Here is a 19,837-nt window from a genome sequence, read left to right on the forward strand (position 1 = left end):
GAATCCGATGGATCAACGCCGCCTCATCCTCTTCCTGATTTTCTCCTTCTCGCTGGTGATGCTGTGGGAAGGCTGGATCAAGCACAACAACCCGCAGCCGGCGCCGCAGGCGACCGCAGCGGCTGGCGTCGCCGCGACCGCCAACGCCGATGGTTCGGTGCCGACCCCGTCGGCCAGTCTGGGCGCGGGGCAGAGCGCCGTGCCGGGCGAGCAGGTGGCCACGGCCGCCGCGCCGCGCGTGGTGGTCGAGACCGACCTGCTGCGCGCCGAAGTCTCCGCTCAGGGCGGTGACATCGTTCGCCTGGCGCTCAAGCAGCACAAGGCCAGCGGCGAAACCGAGGCCGACTTCGTGCTGCTCGACGATGGCACCACCCGTCACCAGTACGCGGCCCAGTCGGGCCTGATCGGCGAAGGGCTGCCGACGCACAAGACGGTGTTCGCATTGCCGGGCAGTGCGTTGTCGCTGAAGGATGGTGAGGACAGCGTGGTCCTGCGCCTGCAGGCGCCCGAGCAGAACGGCATGCAGGTCACCAAGGTGATGACGTTCAAGCGCGGCAGCTATCTGATCGACGTCGCGTACGAGATCCGCAACGGCAGTGACCAGCCGATCGCGCCGCACGCCTATTTCCAGCTCACCCGCGACGGCAATCCGGCCGAGCAGGTCGAGGCCTTCGGCGTCACGACCTTCACCGGCCCGGCCGTCTTCACCGATGCCGGCAAGTTCCAGAAGGTGCAGTTCGACGACATCACCGATGGCGACGCCAAGTTCGTGAAGACCGCCAGCGACGGCTGGGTGGCGATGGTGCAGCACTACTTCGTCAGTGCATGGCTGCCGGAGCAGGGCGTGCAGCGTGAGTATTTCGCCCGCGCGCTGGGCAACAATCTGTTCTCCGCTGGCCTGATCATGCCGGTTGCAGCGATCGCGCCGGGCACCGAGGCGACCGTCGGTACCCGCCTGTACGCGGGGCCGCAGGAGCAGGACAAGCTCGAAGGCATCGCCCCGGGCCTCGATCTGGTGGTGGACTACGGCTGGCTCACGGTCATCGCCGCGCCGCTGTTCTGGGTGCTGTCCTGGCTTCACAGCCTGACCGGCAACTGGGGCTGGGCGATCATCCTGGTCACCGTGGCACTCAAGGCGATCTTCTTCCCGTTGTCGGCCGCGAGCTACAAGTCGATGGCCAAGATGCGCGTGCTCGGTCCGCGCCTGCAGCGCATGAAGGAGCTGTACGGCAACGACAAGGCCAAGATGCAGCAGGAGATGATGAATCTCTACCGCACCGAGAAGATCAATCCGCTCGGCGGCTGCCTGCCGATCCTGGTGCAGATCCCGGTGTTCATCGCGCTGTACTGGGTGTTGCTGGGCAGCGTCGAGATGCGCCATGCGCCCTGGCTGGGCTGGATCCAGGATCTGTCGGCCAAGGATCCGTACTTCATCCTGCCGGTCATCATGGGCGTGTCGATGCTGATCCAGATGAAGCTGAACCCGACGCCGCCGGATCCGATCCAGGCGAAGGTCATGATGGCGATGCCGATCATCTTCACCTTCATGTTCCTGTGGTTCCCGTCCGGCCTGGTGCTGTACTGGGTGGTCAACAACGTGCTGTCGATCGCCCAGCAGTGGCAGATCACGCGGATGATCGAAAGTGCAAAACCCGGCAGCAAGGCCGCCTGACACGATCGCGGCCATCGCGACGGCACCGGGCCGCGGCGGCATCGGTGTCGTCCGCGTCTCGGGTGCCCGCCTGCGTGACTTCGCGACGGCGCTCTGCGGCCGCGAGCCGCAGCCACGGCGGGCCGTGTTCACCGCCTTCCGCGACGCCGCGGGCGTCGCGATCGACGAAGGCATCCTGCTGTACTTTCCCTCCCCAGCTTCCTTCACGGGCGAAGATGTGCTCGAACTGCAGGGCCATGGCGGCCCGGTGGTCATGCAGATGCTGCTCGAGCGCTGCCTGGAACTGGGCGCCCGCCTGGCCGAGCCGGGCGAGTTCACCCGCCGCGCCTTCCTGAATGGCAAGCTGGACCTGGCTCAGGCCGAGAGCGTGGCCGATCTCATCGAGGCCTCGACCGCGGCAGCGGCGCGTTCAGCGGTCCGCTCCCTGTCGGGCCGATTCTCCGATGAGATCAGGCGCATCGTCGATGCGCTGATCGACCTGCGCATGCTGGTCGAGGCGACGCTGGACTTTCCGGAGGAAGAGATCGAGTTCCTCGAGCGCGCGCGGGCGATGCCGCGGCTCGACGAGATCCGTGAACACCTCGTAGGCGTGCTCGATCGCGCGCGTCAGGGCGCGCTGCTGCGCAGCGGCCTGAACGTGGTGCTCGTCGGCGAACCCAACGTCGGCAAGTCCAGCCTGTTGAATCAGCTCGCCGGCGAAGACCGCGCGATCGTCACCGACATTGCCGGCACGACGCGCGACGCGCTGCGCGAGACGATTCAGATCGAGGGCATCCCGCTGCACATCATCGACACCGCCGGCCTGCGCGAGACCGCCGATACGGTGGAGCGCATCGGCATCGAGCGGACGTGGCGCGAGATCGAGCGTGCCGACGTGATCCTGAGGCTGGTCGATGCAAGCGTGGTGGCCACGGATGCCGCGCTCGAGGCGATTGATGCCCGCCTGCCGCAAGCGGCCGAGCGCATCACCGTCGCCAACAAGATCGACCTGTGCGGCCTCGTGCCGGGCCGTTCCGAGGAGGGCGGACAGGTTCGCCTGCAGGTGTCGGCAAGGAGCGGCGCCGGCATGGACCTGGTGCGCGCCGAACTGCTGCGCATCGCCGGCTGGCACGCGCATGGCGAGGATGTCATCCTCGCCCGCGAGCGGCACCTTCACGCCTTGCGCGTGGCGTTGGCGCACGTGGATGCGGCTGCGACCCAGTCGGCGGCGCTCGAACTCTTTGCCGAGGAGCTGCGGCTGGCGCAGGAGAGTCTGGGCGAGATCACCGGCGAGTTTACGGCGGACGACCTGCTGGGGGTCATCTTCTCGCGGTTCTGCATCGGCAAGTGAGGCGGCACACCCGCGTCCGGTGTCTGACACATGAGACAAAGCCCGCTGCGTGCGGGCTTTGTCTTTGGCGCTTGCTGCGGCCGTCGGGGCTTACGAGAACATGTCCTCGTAGATCAGCCGCGCCCAGTTGAAGTCTTCCGGAATCGTGGCCGGCGAGCGTTCGTTGAAGTCCATCTGGGTCTGCTCGATGATGCCCTGGTCGTTTACCCTGTAGTCGAACTGGACCGAGATGCCTTCCTGCGGGTTGGTGTTCACCATCATGTAGCAGAGGTTGTCCGGTAGGATGTAGCTCGGTTCGCGCCCGGCTTCGCGCTCGGCGATGTAGCGTGCGACGATGCGTGCATGACGGTTGGCGACGTGCCCGGCCTTCGGGTAGAAGGCGAATTGCGGCGACACGAAACCGACTGCGTCGCCGATGACATAGACATCCTTGTCGTTGCGGTCGTGCAGGAAGAGTGGATCGACGTCGGCCCAGCCGCCGGGACGCCCGGCGCCGGGCTGTGGCACGACACCCGCTTTCCAGGCCAGATCGCCGGCCTGGTGCGGAGCCATCAGGATGGCGTGGTCGAAGCGGAAGTCGCCGGCCTCGGTCCTGATCTCCTTCTTGAACGGGTCGACTTCTTCGATGCGCGCATTCGGCACGTAGGTGATGATGTCCTTATAGAGCTCTTCGAACGCTGCGCGGAAGCCCGGACCGATGGGACGCACGCCGTCCTTATGATCGAGGATGATGATGCGCCCCGGGATCTTCTTCTGCTTGAACATCGAGGCGATGAGGCAGGCGCGTTCGTAGGGGCTGGGCGGGCAGCGCTGCGGAGGGGGCGGCAGGGTCATGACCAGGTCGCCGCCCTTGAAGGCGTGCAGTGCGTTCTTCAGATGGAAGTGCTCTGCATTGGGAATGTAGGCGGCGGGAAAGCGAGCACGTGTCGCTTCGGCCATGCGCCGATCGTTGGCGAACCAGGCTTCGTAGTTGTAGCGGATGCCCGGCGCGATAATGAGGTAGTCGTAGGCGATGCTGCCCGCAGCGGTGACGACGGCCTTGCGATCGCGCTCGATCTCCAGGATCTCGGTCTGGATGAAGCGGTAGCCGTACTTCTCGGCGACGGCGAGATAATCGTGGGTGAGGAACTGGGTGTCTACGGCATCGACCAGCCACTTGTTGCTCATCGGGCAGGAGAAGAAGACCGGGTTGCGTTCGAGCAGCACCACCTCAAGATGAGGGGCGTACTGGCGGAGATACTTGGCCGCAGTGACGCCACCCCAGCCGCCGCCGCAGATGACGACGCGCGGGTTCTTGCCGCGTGGGGCCAGGGTGTCGGTCGATCGTCCGATCAGGAAGGGCAGGGCGCGCGCGGTGTCGGGCGATGGCGAGGCGCCCATGGCGAGCGTGGGGGCTGCGGCCGCGGCTGCGGCCGCGATACCGCCGGCGGCGGCGAGAAATCGCCGGCGCGGGTGCGAGGTTTGTTGGGTCATGATGGCTCCCGTTTCGTCAGCCGCCCCGGTGCGGGATGCCGCCGGGGCTTAATAGGCAGGCGCGTACGCCTGCAGGCAAGTGTCCGCCGGAGGCGGCACGACGGACCGCCGATGTAAGGATCGGCATGGTGGGTCCGGCCCGGGCTGGCATCGCGCCGGCTCAGTGCGGAACGGATGATGCCGTAAGTGAGCGCTCGCGACGAGGCGTGACGTTGGGTAGGCCGGCTGGCACAATGCCGGGGCGCAACGGGTGGGCTCGCGTTTGCGCAGCGTGCGGGCTCCCGGCGGACAGTGGCTGTAATCTATCTCGATGGAGTCGAAAGTGAGTTGGGAGCCCGAGCGCTACCTGAAGTATGGCAGTCTGCGCTTGCGCCCTGCGCTGGACCTGCTCATGCGGGTCAGGCACGACAGTCCCAGGCGTGTGGTCGACCTGGGGTGTGGTCCGGGGACCGTCACGACCGTGTTGGCCGAGCGATGGCCAGATGCCGAGATCATCGGTGTGGATTCGTCCGCCGAGATGTTGGCGCGTGCGGCTGCGGCGTATCCGCGCCTGATGTGGGTCGATGCGGATATCGCGCACTGGCGGACGGATGTGCCGGCTGATGTGATCTTCTCCAATGCGGCGCTCCATTGGCTGGACGACCACGAGGGCTTGTTTGCGCGCCTCGCGGCAAATCTGGCTCCAGCCGGGGCGCTTGCGGTTCAGATGCCGGCCAACTTCGATGCGCCGTCGCATCGCAGCATTCGCGCACTTGCTGACGGGGCGAAATGGTCGTCGTGCCTTGCCGGCGCGCGTATGGGGTCGGTGATGACTGCGGAGCGCTACTGGACGCTGATGTCGTCACTGTTTCACAGCGTTGAGTTGTGGGAGACGATTTACTGGCAGCGACTGCAGGGCGAGAACGCGGTTCTCGAATGGTTGCAGGGTACGACACTGGTGCCGTATCTCGCGCGCCTGGATGAGGGGCAGCGCGCGGAGTTTCTGGCAGAACTTGGCGTCGAGCTGTTGCGCGCCTATCCGGTTCGAGCGGAGGGCGACGTGCTCTTTCCGTTCAAGCGTCTCTTCATGATCGGCGCGGGGGTGCGCTGATGTTTCACGTGAAACAATTCTGATGGAAGTCGAGTTTCTCGTTCTGGCGCTCGGGGTCGCTGCGCTGTTTGCTGGTTTCGTGGACGCGATCGTCGGTGGCGGCGGCTTGATCCAGTTGCCGGCCCTTTTTACCGCCTATCCGGGCGTCGCGCCGGCTACGCTGTTCGGAACGAACAAGCTTGCCAGCGTCATCGGTACGACCAGCGCCGCGATCCAGTACAGCCGTCGGGTGGCCATCCCCTGGGCTGTCGCTGCCCCGGGGGCAGTCGCGGCCCTTGTCGGTTCGTGGTTTGGGGCGAAGGCCGTTGCCTTTCTCGATCCGGCACTCCTGCGACCGCTCATCCTGATGTTGATGGTTATGGTCGCCGTCTATACCTTCGTGCGCAAGGATCTCGGTTCGATCTCGACGGAGCCGATCCATGGGGCGCGCTCGGTAACCCTGGCAGTATCGATTGGTGGAGTGGTTGGCTTCTATGATGGCTTCTTTGGGCCAGGTACCGGCAGCTTCCTGATCTTCCTCTTCATCCGTTTCCTTGGCATGGATTTCCTGCGGGCCTCCGTCACCGCCAAGATTCTGAATGTGGCGACGAACGTTGCCGCAATCGCGTACTTTGCCGGGAATGTCGAGTTGATGTGGCAGCTTGCGGCGTTGATGGCGGTGTGCAATCTGACGGGGTCGGTTGTTGGATCGCGGATGGCAATGCGGCATGGAACCGGGTTCGTGCGCAAGATGTTCCTTGCCGTGGTCAGCGTTTTGATTGCAAGACTGGCGTACGACACCTTTCTCCGCTGATCCGGGCGGTGTTTCACGTGAAACATACTGCCAAGTATGTTTGCCTGAATGCTCTCATTCTCGCCGTGGTAAAATCGCTCGTCCGATTCGTCGTCCCCGTCCGCTCGGGGCATGAACGGACTTTGCCTCATCGCAGCGCTGTGCCGCGGCAGCGTCCAAGGCATTGATGCGCGAATGGGGGCCTCAGCAGACACCCTTCGCGCCGAAGAGTGTCGCGAAGGCGGACTGGCGTTTTGGGGCGGGCTTCTTTCGTTTCATGCCGAGCACGGTGTGCCGGCCGGCGTCAGCGGGGCGGTCGTGCGCGTGGAGTCCTACTCGCCTTTGCCGGCAAGCGCCGATGTGGTGCGCGATAGGAATGTCTGCAACCATTCGCGAGGCAATAAGGATCGTGTGCGTACTGGGTGCTCCCGTGTTATCGATGCTTTTCAGCCCGATGAGCGCGTCGAGCATCGGCGTATGCGTGGGCGCCTGCCCGTCGAGGCCTGAGCGATGAAGGGGCGTCTGCTTCCGGCTCAGGAGGGTGTTCTTGCCGAACAGCTTAGCGCCGACGTGGGTTTCTTCTGCCGTGCGGGGCGTCTGCTCGAGAAGGGGCGTTCCGAGTGGCAGGATTACGAGGTGTGGGATACGCCCGCCTTCGGCCGCCTGTTCCGTCTCGATGGCTGCTTCATGACCTCGGAGCGTGACGAGTTCTTCTACCATGAGAACCTGATCCATGTGCCGGGCATGGCTCACGCCGGGTTACGCAAGGCCCTGATCGTGGGTGGAGGCGATGGCGGTTCGGCGGAGGAGTTGCTGAAGTATCCGGGCATCGAGCGCATCGTGATCGCGGAGCTCGACGAGAAGGTGGTGGAGATCTCCCGCCGATATCTTGATGCCGTGCACCATGGATCGCTCGATGATCCGAGGGTCGATATTCGAATTGGCGATGGCATGCAGTACTTGATGTCCGACGGGCCGGCTGCCGGGGAGCGCTATGAGCTGATCGTGCTCGATCTGACCGATCCGGTGGGGCCCGCCGAGGCCCTGTACTCGGAAGACTTCTTCCGTGCAAGCAACGCCTTGCTGGCCGACGACGGCGCATTGAGCTTGCACATCGGGCCGCCGATCTTCCAGCCCGAGCGTGTACGCGAACTCGTCCAGCGCCTGCGACGGGTGTTCCGGTTTGTCAGGCCGTATTTCCTTTATGTCCCGCTTTACGGAAGCCTTTGGGGGCTGGCGACCGCTTCCAATCAACTTGATCCCTGCGCACTGGGAGCCGACGAGATCGAGCGGAGGCTTGCCGAGCGCCGGATTGCGCGCCTTCAACATTACAATGGCGCTGTTCATTGCGCACAGTTTGCCCTTCCCAACCATCTGCGCGCGTTGCTGGCCTGAAGCGGCCGGCGACGCGTGTCGCCCGAATCAGGTCCCTCGTGAATTCGTCTTCCGCTGCGCCTCGTCGCGCTCATGTCCGCCCGCGCTCGCACGCGGCGCCGGTTCGCACATCGCGGTCTGCTCCGCCCCCGGCTCTGCCGGTCGACAGCCTTGGCTATGCCATGCTGCGGGCTGCCGAACTGGTTGCTGGCGTGATCGAGGGCGGCAATCTCACCGACGCCTTCGAGCGCATGCTCGAAGCCCATCGGGATTGGCCCGAATCCACGCGCGGGGCTGTGCGCGATCTCGCCTGGACGACGCTGCGCGACTTCGGTCGCGGCGATGCCGTGCTCGACCGCCTGCTGCACAGCCCGCCACCGACCCTGGTCCAGGCCCTGTTGCTGGTGGCCGTTCAGCGCCTGAGCCAGCGTCCTGCGCAGGCCCACACGGCGGTCGACCAGGCGGTGCAGGCAGTGGCGACGGCGATGCCCGGCCTGAAAGGCATGGTCAATGGGGTGCTGCGCAACGCGCTGCGGCAGCAGTCCGAATGGGCAGGATGGATTGGCGCGAGCCGGGTGTCGGCGCACGCGTATCCAGCCTGGTGGATCGAACGGATCCGGGCGTCCCTGCCCGAGCAGTGGGAGGCCGTGCTCGCGGTGGGTAATCAGCGTCCGCCGATGGCGTTAAGGGTGAATCTGCGTCGCTGCACGCTCGAGGCCGCGCGTGCCGAACTCGCCGCGGCGGGAATCGAGGCAAAGCGCCTGGGCGATGCCACCCTGTTGCTGGCGCAGCCAGTGGCCGTGGCGCGCCTGCCGGGTTATGCCGAGGGCAGGGTGTCGGTGCAGGACGCAGGCGCCCAGCAGGCCGCTCGACTGCTGGCCCCACGGGACGGCGAACGCGTGCTCGACGCCTGCGCTGCGCCGGGCGGCAAGACGGCGCACCTGCTGGAGTCCGCCGACGTCGAGCTGCTCGCCCTCGAACTGGAGCCGCAGCGCGCTCAGCGTATCGGCGCCAATCTGGAGCGCCTCGGCTTGCGCGCCGAGATCCGTGTGGCCGATTGCTGCGACCTGCGCAGCTGGTGGGACGGGCGGCCATTCGATCGCATCCTCGCCGACGTGCCGTGCTCGGCATCCGGTGTCGTGCGCCGTCATCCGGACATCAAGTGGTTGCGTCGCGACGAGGACATCGCGGGCTTCGCGAAGCAGCAGCGGCGCATCGTCGATGCGCTTTGGCAGACGCTGGCGCCGGGTGGCACAATGCTTTACGTGACCTGCTCTGTGTTCGAGCAGGAGAATGCGGCGCAGATCGCACGCTTCCTCGATCGCCATGCCGATGCCGAATGCGTGCCCATCCATGCTGCCTCCGACTGCCAGTTGCTGCCCGACGCCGAACATGACGGCTTCTACTTTGCCCGGCTCCGCAAGCAGGCGTGACCGCGCCCTGCGCGTCGTCGCGCTGCTCGCATTGATGGCGTGTGCGACGCTTGCACGCGCCAACGAGGCGCGTATCGTGAGCGCCGAGGTCGTCGCAGGCGAGGGCGGTTACGTGCTCAACGCCGACATCGACGTCGAGCTCAACCCCCGCTTGGCCGACGCGGTGAGCCGGGGCGTATCGCTGTACTTCACCACCGAGCTGCGCATCGAGCGTCCACGCTGGTACTGGCTCGACGAGGTCGTCGTCGATCGCAGTCTCGATTACCGGCTGTCCTACCATCCGATCACGCGCAGCTATCGCCTTTCGATCGGCAGTTTCCATCAGAGCTTCGACTCCCTGGACAGTGCCGTACGCACGATGCGCAGGGTGCGCAACTGGCAGGTTGCCGAGCTCGCCGAGTTGACGGCGGGGGTGTCGCACGAGGTTGCGCTCCGCTTCCGCCTCGATACCTCGCAACTGCCCAAGCCCTTCCAGGTCACGGCGATCGGCAGTCGGGACTGGAACCTCGGCACCGACTGGGCGACGTGGACCTTCCTTCCGGGTGCGGCGGGCCAGCGATGAAACGCATCCTTCTCGTCATTGCCGCTGCGCTGGCAGGCATTTCGCTGTTCCTGCTCACCTCGGCGAGCTCGAACTCCGATCTCTTCGCCAGCAGCTATCCTTACCTGCTTGCCTTCAATGGCGTGCTCGCGGTGGTCCTGGGCGGACTGGTGGGCGTGCAGTTGCGCCAGCTATGGCGCGAGTACCGCTCGCGCCAGTTTGGCTCGCGGCTCAAGTACCGGCTGGTGCTGATGTTCGGGCTGATGGGCGTCGTTCCCGGTCTCGTGATCTACGCGGTGTCGCTGCAGTTCGTGGTGCGCAGCATCGAGTCGTGGTTCGACGTTCGGGTGGAGTCTGCGCTGGAGGGCGGCATCGCGCTGGGGCAGAACGCGCTCGACTACCTCGTCAGCCAGATGGGTGACAAGGCAGGGGACATGGTGCTGGAGCTCGAAGACGCGAGCACGGTGTCGGCGGTCATGTTGAACCGGCTGCGGGAACAGGCGGGCGTTGGCAGCGTCACGGTGATTGCCGCCAATGGCCAGGTGCTCGCTACGGCGGCCGATGCGATGTCAGCCCTGCTTCCGGACCTGCCCAGCGTCACCCAGCTGCGCCAGGCGCGGCAGACACGGATCTTCCATGCGATCGAGAGCCAGAAGGATGGCCGGCTGGTCATCCGTGTCATCGTGCCGATTCCCCTGCGCACGCTGGCGGGCGAACCCAACCTGCTGCAGCTGACACAGGCCGTGCCCGAGAGCTTCGGCCGCCATGCCGAGGCGGTGCAGGATGCATACCGCGAATACCAGCAGCTCACCCTCGGGCGCGAGGGGCTGAACCGCATCTACACGCTCACGCTGACCCTGACGCTGTTGCTGGCATTGCTGACCGCACTCGCCGCCGCCTTCATCATCGCGCGCCGGCTGGCAGCGCCGCTGCTGATCCTGGCCGAAGGGACGCAGGCGGTCGCACAGGGCGATTACAGCCCCCGTCAGGCGCTGCCGGCACGCGACGAACTGGGCGTGCTGACCCAGTCTTTCAACCGCATGACGCGTCAGCTCGAGGATGCGCGCGCGGCCGCCGAGCGTAACCGCGCGGCGGTCGAGTCGGCGCGCGCCTATCTGGAGAGCGTGCTGGCGAACCTGTCGACCGGGGTGCTGGCCTTTTCCGCCGAGGGCGGCCTGCGCGCGGCCAACCACGGCGCGATGCAGATCCTCGGTGACGAACTGGCCGGCTTCGAGGACATCACGCTGGCCGAATGGCCGCGTCTCGAAGGCTTCCGCGACGCCTTGCTCGAAGGCTTCGCCGCCAACGAGGGCGACTGGCAAAGCCAGATCGAGCTGCCGGTCAAGGACAGCACGCCGCTCACGCTGCTGATCCACGGCTCGCGCCTGCCCAAGAGCACCGGCGGTGGCCTGGTGGTCGTGTTCGACGACATCTCGCGTCTGGTGGCAGCGCAACGCACGGCGGCGTGGGGCGAGGTTGCCCGGCGGCTCGCACACGAGATCAAGAACCCGCTGACGCCGATCCAGCTCTCCGCCGAGCGGCTTGCGTTCAAGCTTTCCGACAAGCTCGACGACAGCAGCCGCGAGATGCTCGAGCGCGGCACGACGACCATCGTCAACCAAGTCGAGGCGATGAAGAACCTGGTCAACGCTTTCCGCGACTACGCGCGCCTGCCCGCGCCGCAACTGTCGGCGATCGACCTCAATGCCCTTATCCGCGAGATCCTGAACCTGTACGAGAGCTTTGCCTCGCACATCCGGCTCGAACTGGAGGGCGGACTGCCTCTGGTGCAAGGCGACGCCAGCCAGATCCGGCAGGTCGTCCACAACATCCTGCAGAATGCGCAGGATGCGCTCTCCGGGACCGAGGACGGCGAGGTGAGGGTGATCACGCGGGTCGAGGGTGAGCGCGTGGCGCTGCTGTTCCGCGACAATGGGCCGGGGTTCCCGGCCGAGCTGCTTGCACATGCGTTCGAGCCCTACTTCACGACCAAGTCGCGGGGCACGGGACTGGGACTGGCGATGGTGAAGAAGATCGTCGACGAGCACGGCGGCGATGTGCGGCTGGCGAACCGCGATGGTGGCGGGGCGGAGATCCGTATCCGGCTGCGCTTGGCCGAAATGAATGGTAAACACTGAATAAGATGGCAAAGATACTGATCGTTGACGACGAAGTCGGCATTCGCGAGCTCCTGTCCGAGATCCTGCGCGACGAGGGCTACGACATCCTGCTGGCGGAGAACGCGGGTACGGCACGCGCGATGCGCAACGCCGGCCGCCCCGACATGGTGCTGCTCGACATCTGGATGCCGGACACCGACGGCATCTCCCTGCTCAAGGAGTGGGCGGCCAATGGCCAGCTCAACATGCCGGTGGTGATGATGTCGGGCCATGGCACGATCGACACCGCGGTCGAGGCCACGCGGATCGGGGCGATCGACTACCTCGAGAAGCCCATCGCCCTGCAGAAGCTGCTGGCGGCGGTCAAGCGTGGCTTGCAGCGCCCTCAGGCACCAGGCGCCCCGGCGCCGTTGACCCTGGCGGCGTTCACGCGCTCGGTGCCCCTGCGCGAGCTGCGCCGGCGGGTGGAGCAGATCGCGAGCAGCACGCGCGTTCTGCTGCTGCGTGTCGGCGCGGGCAGCCTGGCCGAGCTCGTCGCCCGCAGCGTGCAGAGCAGCTCCCCGGCATGGCTCGACCTGTCCGCGATCAGTGCGCCGCTCGACATCGCGCAGTTGCAGGCAACGCAGGGCGGGGTGCTGTTCGTGGGCGAGCTCGCGCGTTTGTCGCGCGCGCAGCAGAAGAACCTCGCCTTCGCCGTCGAGCGGCTCGACCGCTACGACCTGCGCGTGGTCGTCGCGACCGACCGCAGCGCGGAGGGACTGCTCGCCGAAGGCTGGGAGGAGGCGCTGGTGTCGCGCCTGTTCGAAGTCAGTCTGGCGCCGCCGTCGATCGCGGACGTGCGCGACGACCTGCCCGAGCTGGCGAGCCAGGTCCTGATGCATCTGTCCGAAGGCGGCGAGGTGCCGCTCAGGCGCTTCTCCACGGCCGCGCTCAACCAGTTGCGCAACCTTCCTTGGCCAGGCGGCTATGCCGAACTGCGCGCGGCGGTGAAGTCGCTGGCGCTGGGAACGCTGGAGGAGGAGATCGGCGCGGGTGACGTGCGCCGCTTGCTACCCCCTGATGCGGCGGCGGGCTCGGTCGGCGTATCGCTCGACCAGCCTCTGCGCGAGGCGCGCGAGGCCTTCGAGCGCCTGTACTTCGAACACCACCTTCGCCTCGAGGGCGGCAACATGACGCGACTGGCCGAGAAGACGGGCCTCGAGCGGACGCACCTCTACCGCAAGCTCAAGCAACTGGGCCTGCAGGCGGGGCGCCGCCATGAGGAAGCCTGAACCGCGGCGGGTGTTGCATTGCAGCAATCGCTGTATCTGGATGTTGCACGGCAGCGTAGAATCCGCCGCTGAAACGCATCTCGGGAACGCTCGGTGAAGATCATCATTCTCGGCGCCGGCCAGGTCGGCGCGTCGGTCGCGGAAAACCTGGTTTCGGAGGCGAACGACATCACGCTCGTCGATACCAGCGCCGAGTACCTTGCCGCCCTGCGCGACCGCCTCGAGGTGCGTACGGTCTGCGGCAACGCCGCCTCGCCTTCGGTGCTGCGCGAGGCAGGGGCCAACGACGCGGACCTGCTGATCGCCGTGACCCAGTCGGACCAGACCAACCTGTGCGCCTGTCGCATCGCCAAGGCGGTGTTCAACCTGCCGACGCGGATCGCCCGACTGCGCTCCACCGACTATGTCGATCATCCGGAACTGCTGGACGACGACAACTTTGCCGTCGACTTCTCGATCTGCCCCGAACAGGTCGTCACCGACTACATCAAGCGCCTCATCGCCTTTCCCGAGGCCCTGCAGGTACTGGAGTTCGCCGAGGGCGTCGTCAGCCTGATCTGTGTGCGTGCCTTCGAGGGCGGCCCGCTGGTGGGCCACCCGCTGAAGGCCCTGCGCTTTCACCTGCCGAACGTCGAGGTCCGTATCGCGGCGATCTACCGCAACGGGCTGCCGATCATTCCCCAGGGGGACACCATCATCGTGCCGGGAGACGAGGTCTTCTGCCTTGCGGCCACGGTGCACATCCGCCAGGTGATGCGTGAGCTGCGCCGTTCCGACCGGCCGATGCGCCGCATCATGATCGCCGGTGGCGGCAACATCGGCTTCCGTCTCGCGCAGTCGATCGAGCAGAACTACCACGTCAAGATTCTCGAGGTTAACCGCGACCGTGCCGAAACGCTGGCCACGCAGCTGACGAAGGCGCTCGTGCTGCGCGGGGACTCCACCGACGAGAAGCTGCTCGAAGCCGAGGGTATCGACGAGACCGACCTCTTCGTCGCGCTCACCAACGACGAGGAGGACAACATCATGTCCGCCTCGCTCGCCAAGCGCATGGGCGCGCGCCGCACGCTGGCGCTGATCAACCGCAAGAGCTACGTCGACCTCGTGCAGGGCGGGCCGATCGACATCGCCATCTCGCCGGCTCATACCTCGATCGGTACGCTGCTGGCGCATGTGCGACGCGGCGACGTGGTTGCGGTGCACAGCCTGCGCCGCGGTGCCGCCGAAGCGCTCGAGATCATCGCCCATGGCAGCCGCAGGGACTCCAAGGTGGTCGGACGGCCGATCGAGGAGATCATGCTGCCCAAGGGCGCGACCATCGGGGCCATCGTGCGCGACGAGAAACGCGAGGACGGGCGCGTGGTGCGGCGGGAGGTGATCATGCCCCACCACGACACGGTGATCGAAGAGGATGATCACGTGATCGTGTTCTGCACGCACAAGAACCTGGTGCGCAAGGTCGAGAAGCTGTTCCAGGTCGGCTTCCATTTCCTCTGAGCGCTCACCCTCATGCGTGCCTACCACCCACCGCTGAATGCGCTCGGCCTGATCATCATGATCTTCGGCCTGCTGATGGGCTTTCCGCTCGCGGTGTCGGCCTGGCTCGACGACGGTGCGACGCTGGCCTACGACCAGGCGATCTTCGGCACCTTCGTCGCGGGCTTGATCCTGTGGACGATCACCCGCGGCGTACGGCGCGACCTGCGGGTGCACGACGGCTTCTTCCTGGTCGCTGCCACCTGGGTCGTCCTGCCGCTGTTCGGTGCCCTGCCGCTGCTGGCCTTCCTGCCCACGCTCAGTTTCACGGATGCGTACTTCGAGGCGGTGTCGGGGCTGACCGCGACGGGCGCCACCGTGCTGACCGGCCTCGACGACCTGCCGATCTCGATCAACCTGTGGCGCACCTTCATGCACTGGATTGGCGGCATGGGCGTCATCGTGCTGGTGGTGGCGATCCTGCCGCTGCTGGGCATCGGCGGCCGGCAGCTGTACAAGGCCGAGGTGCCGACGCCGATGAAGGACGCCAGTCTCACGCCGCGCATCGCCGAGACCGCGAAGGGGCTGTGGCTGACCTACCTGCTGCTGACCGTCGCCTGCGGTTTCAGTCTCTGGGGGGCCGGGCTGGAGGGCTGGGATGCGCTGATCCATGCCTTCACGATCACCGGCCTGGGAGGGTTCTCGAGCAAGGATGCCTCGCTCGGCCACTTCGACAACCTCAACGTGGAACTGGTGACGATCACTTTCGCCCTGCTGGCCGGCCTGAACTATGCGACCCACTACCTCGCACTGGTGCGTGGCTCGTTCCGGCCCTACCTGCGCGATCCGGAGATCCCGTTCTACTTCGGTGTGCTGCTGTTCAGCATCGCCATGCTGACCGTGTACATGATGTACTGGCAGATCCACGCCGACCTGTTCACGACCTTGCGCAACGTGGCCTTCCATGTGGTGTCGATCTCGACCTCGCTCGGTCTGGCCATCGACGACTACACCAGCTGGCCCATGTTCGCGCAGATCTGGATCCTCTTCCTCGGCAGTTTCGTCGCCTGTTCGGGCTCGGCCGGCGGTGGCATCAAGATGATGCGCGCGATCATCCTGTACAAGCAGGTGCTGCGCGAGATCGTCCGCTCGCTGCACCCGCATGCGGTGCGTCCGGTGCGCATGGGCAACAAGCCGGTACCCGAGACGATCCTGCATGCCGTGCTCGGCTTCAGCTTCATGTACATGGTGTCGATCGTCAGCCTGACGCTGATCCTGTCGGCCACCGGTCTCGAGCTGGTGACCTCCTTTTCCGCCGTCGTGGCCTGCCTGAACAACACCGGACCCGGGCTCGAGGCAGTGGGGCCGGCGGCGAACTATCAGGCGCTCAGCGCATTCCACAAGTGGGTGCTGGCGTTCACGATGATCCTCGGGCGACTCGAGATCTTCACCTTTCTCGTCGTGCTGACGCCGGCTTTCTGGCGCCGCTGAAGGGGCGTTGCGCACCGGCTTGATGCGTGACAACCCCACCGCCGGCGCCGACGGGCGATAATGACGGCTTGTGCCCGAACGATTGCCAAGAGGACTCGACGTGAGCCGTCTCAAGAACGACACCTTCCTGCGCGCACTGCTGCGCCAGCCCACCGAATACACGCCCGTCTGGCTGATGCGCCAGGCCGGGCGCTACCTGCCGGAGTACTGCGAAACGCGCAAGCGTGCAGGCAGTTTCCTCAACCTCTGCAAGAACCCCGCGCTGGCCTGCGAAGTGACGCTGCAGCCGCTGGCACGCTACGACCTCGATGCGGCCATCCTGTTCTCGGACATTCTCACCGTGCCCGACGCGATGGGCCTCGGCCTCTACTTCGCTGAAGGCGAGGGGCCGCGCTTCGAGCGTCCGCTCAAGGACGAGTGGGAGATCCGCAACCTCAGCGCGCCGGACCCGCATGCCGAGCTGCAGTACGTGATGGATGCGGTCAGCGAGATCCGCCGCGCGCTCGACGGCAGCGTGCCGCTGATCGGCTTCTCCGGCAGCCCGTGGACCCTGGCCTGCTACATGGTCGAAGGCGGCTCGTCGGACGATTACCGCAAGGTCAAGAGCCTGGCCTACAGCCGCCCGGACCTGATGCACCACATCCTCGACGTCACCGCGCGTGCGGTGGTGAAGTACCTCAATGCCCAGATCGAGGCCGGCGCCCAGGCCGTGATGGTGTTCGACTCGTGGGGCGGGGTGCTGTCCGAGGCCGCCTACAAGGAGTTCTCGCTGCGCTACCTCGAGCAGGTACAGGCTGGGCTGATCCGCGAACGCGACGGCGTGCGCGTGCCGAGCATCGTATTCACCAAGGGCGGTGGCCTGTGGCTCGAATCGATTGCCGCCGTCGGCTACGACGCGGTGGGCCTCGACTGGACGATGGACATCGGTCGCGCCCGCCAGCTCGTCGGCGACAAGGTGGCATTGCAGGGCAATATCGACCCCAATGTGCTGTTCGCCCCGCCCGAGACCGTGGCGACGGAGGCCCGTCGTGTGCTCGACGCCTTCGGCAACCATCCTGGCCATGTCTTCAACCTCGGCCATGGCATCTCGCAATTCACGCCCCCGGAGAACGTCTCGGTGCTGGTCGACACCGTTCACGCGCACAGCCGCAAGCTGCGCGCCCAGGGCTGAGGCGTGGCAGGCCGTCGCCCGGGAGGCGCGAGCGGCGGCCTGTCAAGCACGATATTTGTATTTCAAGGCTTGACTTATGCACAACTGCGCGTTCCTGAGCCTGGGCGCGCAGTGCACCGGCGGGTTATGCGGCTGATCGATTAAGCTATTGAAAAATAAGAATAAAAATTTCGCACAATGTTAAGGCAATGTGACGAAAAGCCTGATGTGGCGCCGGTTTGCGCCTGATGTTCCCACTTTCCCCACAAACTTATCCACAGGTTTTGTGGACAAGCGCCGGGTCGGTTTTCCTGCCAAAGACTTGCCCTACGTTTTCTCGGCTGGTTCTCACGAAACGCCCGCAAGTTACTGACGTTCAACGTCTTTTCAGATTGTCTCCGTTTACGCATGCCCATCGTCCGTGTCGCATTGCCCGTGCCCCTGCCGCAAGTGTTTGATTACCTTGCGTCAGATGCGTCCGCAGAGGACGTCGGGCGTTGCGTCAAGGTGCCTTTCGGGCGCGGTGAGCGCAATGGCCTGATCGTGGCGGTGGCGTCCGAGGCGGACGTCGAGGTCGCCCGCCTCAAGCCCGTGCATCACATCCAGCGTGACGTGCCGCCCCTGCCGGGCGACTGGCTGGCGCTGGTCAGTTTCGTGTCCCGCTACTATCACGCGCCGCTCGGCGAAGTCGTCGCGCTGGCGTTGCCGCCGGGTCTGCGCCGAGCCGATGGCGTCAGCGGCGATGACGCGGACCCGCTGCTGGCGCTTGGCGCAGCGGGTAGCGAGGCCTTGCGCGCGGCGCGCCGGCCGAGCAAGGCGCTGGCCTTGCTGCAGGCGCTGGCGCAGGACACGCCGCCCTGGCGCCGCAGTGCGGTACGCGAACGCGAAGGCGGGGAGGCCGTCGGCGACCTGCTGCGTCGCGGCTGGCTGGTCGAGGCGGCCATCGGCGATCTGCGCCGCGACGCGACCGGCCCCCAGCCCGAACTGACGGCGGAGCAGGGTGAGGCGGTGAACGCCATCCTGGACGCCGGCCCGGGCTTTCGTGCGTGGCTTCTGCACGGCGTGACCGGCAGTGGCAAGACCGAGGTCTACCTGCGTCTCGCCGCCAACGCGCTGGCCCAGGGCAAGCAGGTGTTGATGCTGGTGCCCGAGATTGCGCTGACCCCACAGCTCGAGCGCCGCGTTGCGCAGCGCTTCGCTGCGGCGAACGTCGTCAGCCTGCATTCCGGACTGGCCGATGGGGCGCGTTCACGTGGCTTCGTGCAGGCGCTCAGCGGCCACGCCGATATCGTGCTCGGCACCCGGCTTGCGGTGTTCGCGCCCCTGCCGCGTCTGGGCCTGATCCTGGTCGACGAGGAGCACGACGCCTCCTACAAGCAGCAGGAAGGGGTGCGCTATTCGGCACGTGACGTCGCGGTGTGGCGCGCCCGCCAGGGCGATGTACCGGTGGTGCTCGGCTCGGCCACGCCCTCGCTCGAGACCTGGTATCACGCCCGCAACGACCGCTATGCGCTCCAGGTGCTGAACCAGCGTGCGGTGGCCGCGACCATGCCTGCCGTGCGCTGCATCGATGTGCGCCGCCTGAAGCTGGACGAGGGCCTCAGCCCCGGCCTGAAGGCAGCGATCGAGCAGCGCCTGGCGCGCGGTGAGCAGAGCCTGGTGTTTCTCAACCGGCGCGGCTATGCACCGGTGCTGTCCTGTCCGTCCTGCGGCTGGGTCAGCCGCTGTCCGCACTGTTCGGCCAACCTGGTCGTTCATCTGGTCGACCGCCGCCTGCGCTGCCACCACTGCGGTTGCGACGGCGGTATCCCGCACGCCTGCCCGAGCTGCGGCAACCAGGACATCCAGCCCTTCGGTCGCGGTACGCAGCGCATCGAGGCGCGCCTGGCCGAGCTGTTTCCGCAGGCACGGGTGCTGCGCGTCGACCGCGATGCCGCACGCACCCGCAAGCAGTGGGAGAGTCTGCTGGCGACGATCGCCGACGGCGGGGCCGACATCCTGGTCGGTACCCAGATGATGGCCAAGGGACACGACTTCCCGAAGCTGACACTGGTCGGCGTGATCGGGGCGGATGCCTCGCTGCATGCGGCCGATTTCCGTGCGCCCGAACGCCTGTTCCAGCAGCTGATGCAGGTGGGCGGTCGCGCGGGGCGGGGCACGCTGCCCGGCGAGGTGCTGATCCAGACCGAGTACCCCGCGCATCCGCTGTACCTGCACCTCGCACGCCACGACTTCGATGCCTTCGCGCGCATGGAGCTGGCCGAGCGGCGCAGCGCGGGTTTTCCGCCCTTCACCTACCAGGCCATGCTGCGTGCGGATGCGCCCGCGCTGGATGATGCCGTCGAGTTCCTGCGCCACGCGCGGCGGCTGGCCGAGGAGCGCGCGCCCGAAGGCCTGCGCATCTACGACCCGGTGCCCATGCGCATGACCCGCCTGGCCCGCCGCGAGCGCGCGCAACTGCTGCTCGAAGCCGACCAGCGCGGCGTGCTGCAGGGTTTTCTCGCCGATTGGGTGGCGCTGCTGTACCGCCAGCGCACCGCGCGCGAGTTGCGCTGGCAGCTGGACGTGGATCCTCTCGAGGTCTGAGCGAGGCGGTCGGGCTGCTCCCGGTCGCTCGGGGGGCGGCTTGTCGTGACATCGCGCT

General features: G+C 66.4%; 15 protein-coding genes. 13 read left to right on the plus strand and 2 right to left on the minus strand.

Annotation, left to right across the window (positions count from 1 at the left end; genetic code table 11):
* Positions 1 to 7 precede the first annotated feature (7 nt).
* Positions 8 to 1,672, plus strand: coding sequence for a membrane protein insertase YidC (gene yidC / locus AC731_RS14750; RefSeq protein WP_048707181.1), 1,665 nt, complete (start codon positions 8 to 10; stop codon positions 1,670 to 1,672).
* Positions 1,644 to 3,002: a tRNA uridine-5-carboxymethylaminomethyl(34) synthesis GTPase MnmE gene (gene mnmE / locus AC731_RS14755; RefSeq protein ID WP_048707183.1), complete on the plus strand. Its 1,359-nt coding sequence runs from the start codon at positions 1,644 to 1,646 to the stop codon at positions 3,000 to 3,002. Before yidC ends, mnmE begins: the two co-directional genes overlap by 29 nt.
* A gap of 90 nt (positions 3,003 to 3,092) precedes the next feature.
* On the opposite strand, the gene AC731_RS14760 is transcribed toward mnmE, so the two are convergent.
* Entirely contained in the window at positions 3,093 to 4,475 is a 1,383-nt protein-coding gene (locus AC731_RS14760; protein ID WP_082794341.1) for an NAD(P)/FAD-dependent oxidoreductase, read from the minus strand.
* A 322-nt stretch (positions 4,476 to 4,797) separates the two neighbouring features.
* Between AC731_RS14760 and AC731_RS14765 the strand changes: the two genes are divergently transcribed.
* Complete coding sequence (locus tag AC731_RS14765; RefSeq protein ID WP_237266541.1) at positions 4,798 to 5,565, plus strand: methyltransferase domain-containing protein; 768 nt, start codon at positions 4,798 to 4,800, stop codon at positions 5,563 to 5,565.
* 22 nt (positions 5,566 to 5,587) lie between these two features.
* A complete protein-coding gene (locus AC731_RS14770; RefSeq protein WP_048707187.1) occupies positions 5,588 to 6,358 on the plus strand; it encodes a TSUP family transporter in 771 nt (256 codons plus the stop codon).
* A gap of 183 nt (positions 6,359 to 6,541) precedes the next feature.
* Here AC731_RS14770 and AC731_RS14775 read toward each other — a convergent pair whose 3' ends face one another.
* On the minus strand, positions 6,542 to 6,808 hold the full coding sequence (locus tag AC731_RS14775) for a hypothetical protein (protein WP_048707189.1): 267 nt from the start codon (positions 6,806 to 6,808) through the stop codon (positions 6,542 to 6,544).
* A gap of 39 nt (positions 6,809 to 6,847) precedes the next feature.
* Between AC731_RS14775 and speE the strand changes: the two genes are divergently transcribed.
* From speE to AC731_RS14820, 9 genes are all read left to right on the plus strand, one after another.
* The gene (speE, locus tag AC731_RS14780) at positions 6,848 to 7,732 is read left to right on the plus strand and encodes a polyamine aminopropyltransferase (protein ID WP_048707190.1); all 885 of its coding nucleotides are present in this window, start codon (positions 6,848 to 6,850) and stop codon (positions 7,730 to 7,732) included.
* A gap of 161 nt (positions 7,733 to 7,893) precedes the next feature.
* On the plus strand, positions 7,894 to 9,144 hold the full coding sequence (gene rsmB, locus AC731_RS14785; protein ID WP_048707192.1) for a 16S rRNA (cytosine(967)-C(5))-methyltransferase RsmB: 1,251 nt from the start codon (positions 7,894 to 7,896) through the stop codon (positions 9,142 to 9,144).
* Positions 9,104 to 9,706, plus strand: coding sequence for a DUF4390 domain-containing protein (locus tag AC731_RS14790; protein WP_038011312.1), 603 nt, complete (start codon positions 9,104 to 9,106; stop codon positions 9,704 to 9,706). The genes rsmB and AC731_RS14790 overlap by 41 nt, the downstream gene beginning before the upstream one ends.
* A complete protein-coding gene (locus tag AC731_RS14795) occupies positions 9,703 to 11,823 on the plus strand; it encodes a sensor histidine kinase (protein ID WP_048707194.1) in 2,121 nt (706 codons plus the stop codon). Before AC731_RS14790 ends, AC731_RS14795 begins: the two co-directional genes overlap by 4 nt.
* 5 nt (positions 11,824 to 11,828) lie before the next feature.
* A complete protein-coding gene (locus AC731_RS14800) occupies positions 11,829 to 13,076 on the plus strand; it encodes a sigma-54-dependent transcriptional regulator (RefSeq protein ID WP_004257510.1) in 1,248 nt (415 codons plus the stop codon).
* A gap of 93 nt (positions 13,077 to 13,169) precedes the next feature.
* Positions 13,170 to 14,573, plus strand: coding sequence for a Trk system potassium transporter TrkA (gene trkA, locus AC731_RS14805; RefSeq protein WP_048707196.1), 1,404 nt, complete (start codon positions 13,170 to 13,172; stop codon positions 14,571 to 14,573).
* A gap of 12 nt (positions 14,574 to 14,585) precedes the next feature.
* Positions 14,586 to 16,043 (plus strand): TrkH family potassium uptake protein, encoded by a 1,458-nt coding sequence (locus AC731_RS14810; protein WP_048707198.1) that lies wholly within the window; start codon positions 14,586 to 14,588, stop codon positions 16,041 to 16,043.
* Positions 16,044 to 16,143: 100 nt separating this feature from the next.
* A complete protein-coding gene (gene hemE, locus AC731_RS14815; protein ID WP_004257537.1) occupies positions 16,144 to 17,214 on the plus strand; it encodes a uroporphyrinogen decarboxylase in 1,071 nt (356 codons plus the stop codon).
* 387 nt (positions 17,215 to 17,601) lie between these two features.
* Positions 17,602 to 19,779, plus strand: coding sequence for a primosomal protein N' (locus AC731_RS14820; protein WP_004257542.1), 2,178 nt, complete (start codon positions 17,602 to 17,604; stop codon positions 19,777 to 19,779).
* Positions 19,780 to 19,837 lie beyond the last annotated feature (58 nt).

It is taken from the genome of Thauera humireducens (assembly GCF_001051995.2).
In the GTDB taxonomy this organism is placed as follows: Bacteria; Pseudomonadota; Gammaproteobacteria; order Burkholderiales; family Rhodocyclaceae; genus Thauera; species Thauera humireducens.

Bases quoted from the DNA above. Each gene is read 5' to 3' on its own strand.
- yidC (WP_048707181.1), top strand. From the start codon at position 8: ATGGATCAACGCCGCCTCATCCTCTTCCTGATTTTCTCCTTCTCGCTG.
- AC731_RS14760 (WP_082794341.1), bottom strand. From the start codon at position 4,475: ATGACCCAACAAACCTCGCACCCGCGCCGGCGATTTCTCGCCGCCGCC.
- AC731_RS14770 (WP_048707187.1), top strand. From the start codon at position 5,588: ATGGAAGTCGAGTTTCTCGTTCTGGCGCTCGGGGTCGCTGCGCTGTTT.
- AC731_RS14775 (WP_048707189.1), bottom strand. From the start codon at position 6,808: ATGCTCGACGCGCTCATCGGGCTGAAAAGCATCGATAACACGGGAGCA.
- speE (WP_048707190.1), top strand. From the start codon at position 6,848: ATGAAGGGGCGTCTGCTTCCGGCTCAGGAGGGTGTTCTTGCCGAACAG.
- rsmB (WP_048707192.1), top strand. From the start codon at position 7,894: ATGCTGCGGGCTGCCGAACTGGTTGCTGGCGTGATCGAGGGCGGCAAT.
- AC731_RS14790 (WP_038011312.1), top strand. From the start codon at position 9,104: ATGACGGCTTCTACTTTGCCCGGCTCCGCAAGCAGGCGTGACCGCGCC.
- AC731_RS14795 (WP_048707194.1), top strand. From the start codon at position 9,703: ATGAAACGCATCCTTCTCGTCATTGCCGCTGCGCTGGCAGGCATTTCG.
- AC731_RS14800 (WP_004257510.1), top strand. From the start codon at position 11,829: ATGGCAAAGATACTGATCGTTGACGACGAAGTCGGCATTCGCGAGCTC.
- AC731_RS14810 (WP_048707198.1), top strand. From the start codon at position 14,586: ATGCGTGCCTACCACCCACCGCTGAATGCGCTCGGCCTGATCATCATG.
- AC731_RS14820 (WP_004257542.1), top strand. From the start codon at position 17,602: ATGCCCATCGTCCGTGTCGCATTGCCCGTGCCCCTGCCGCAAGTGTTT.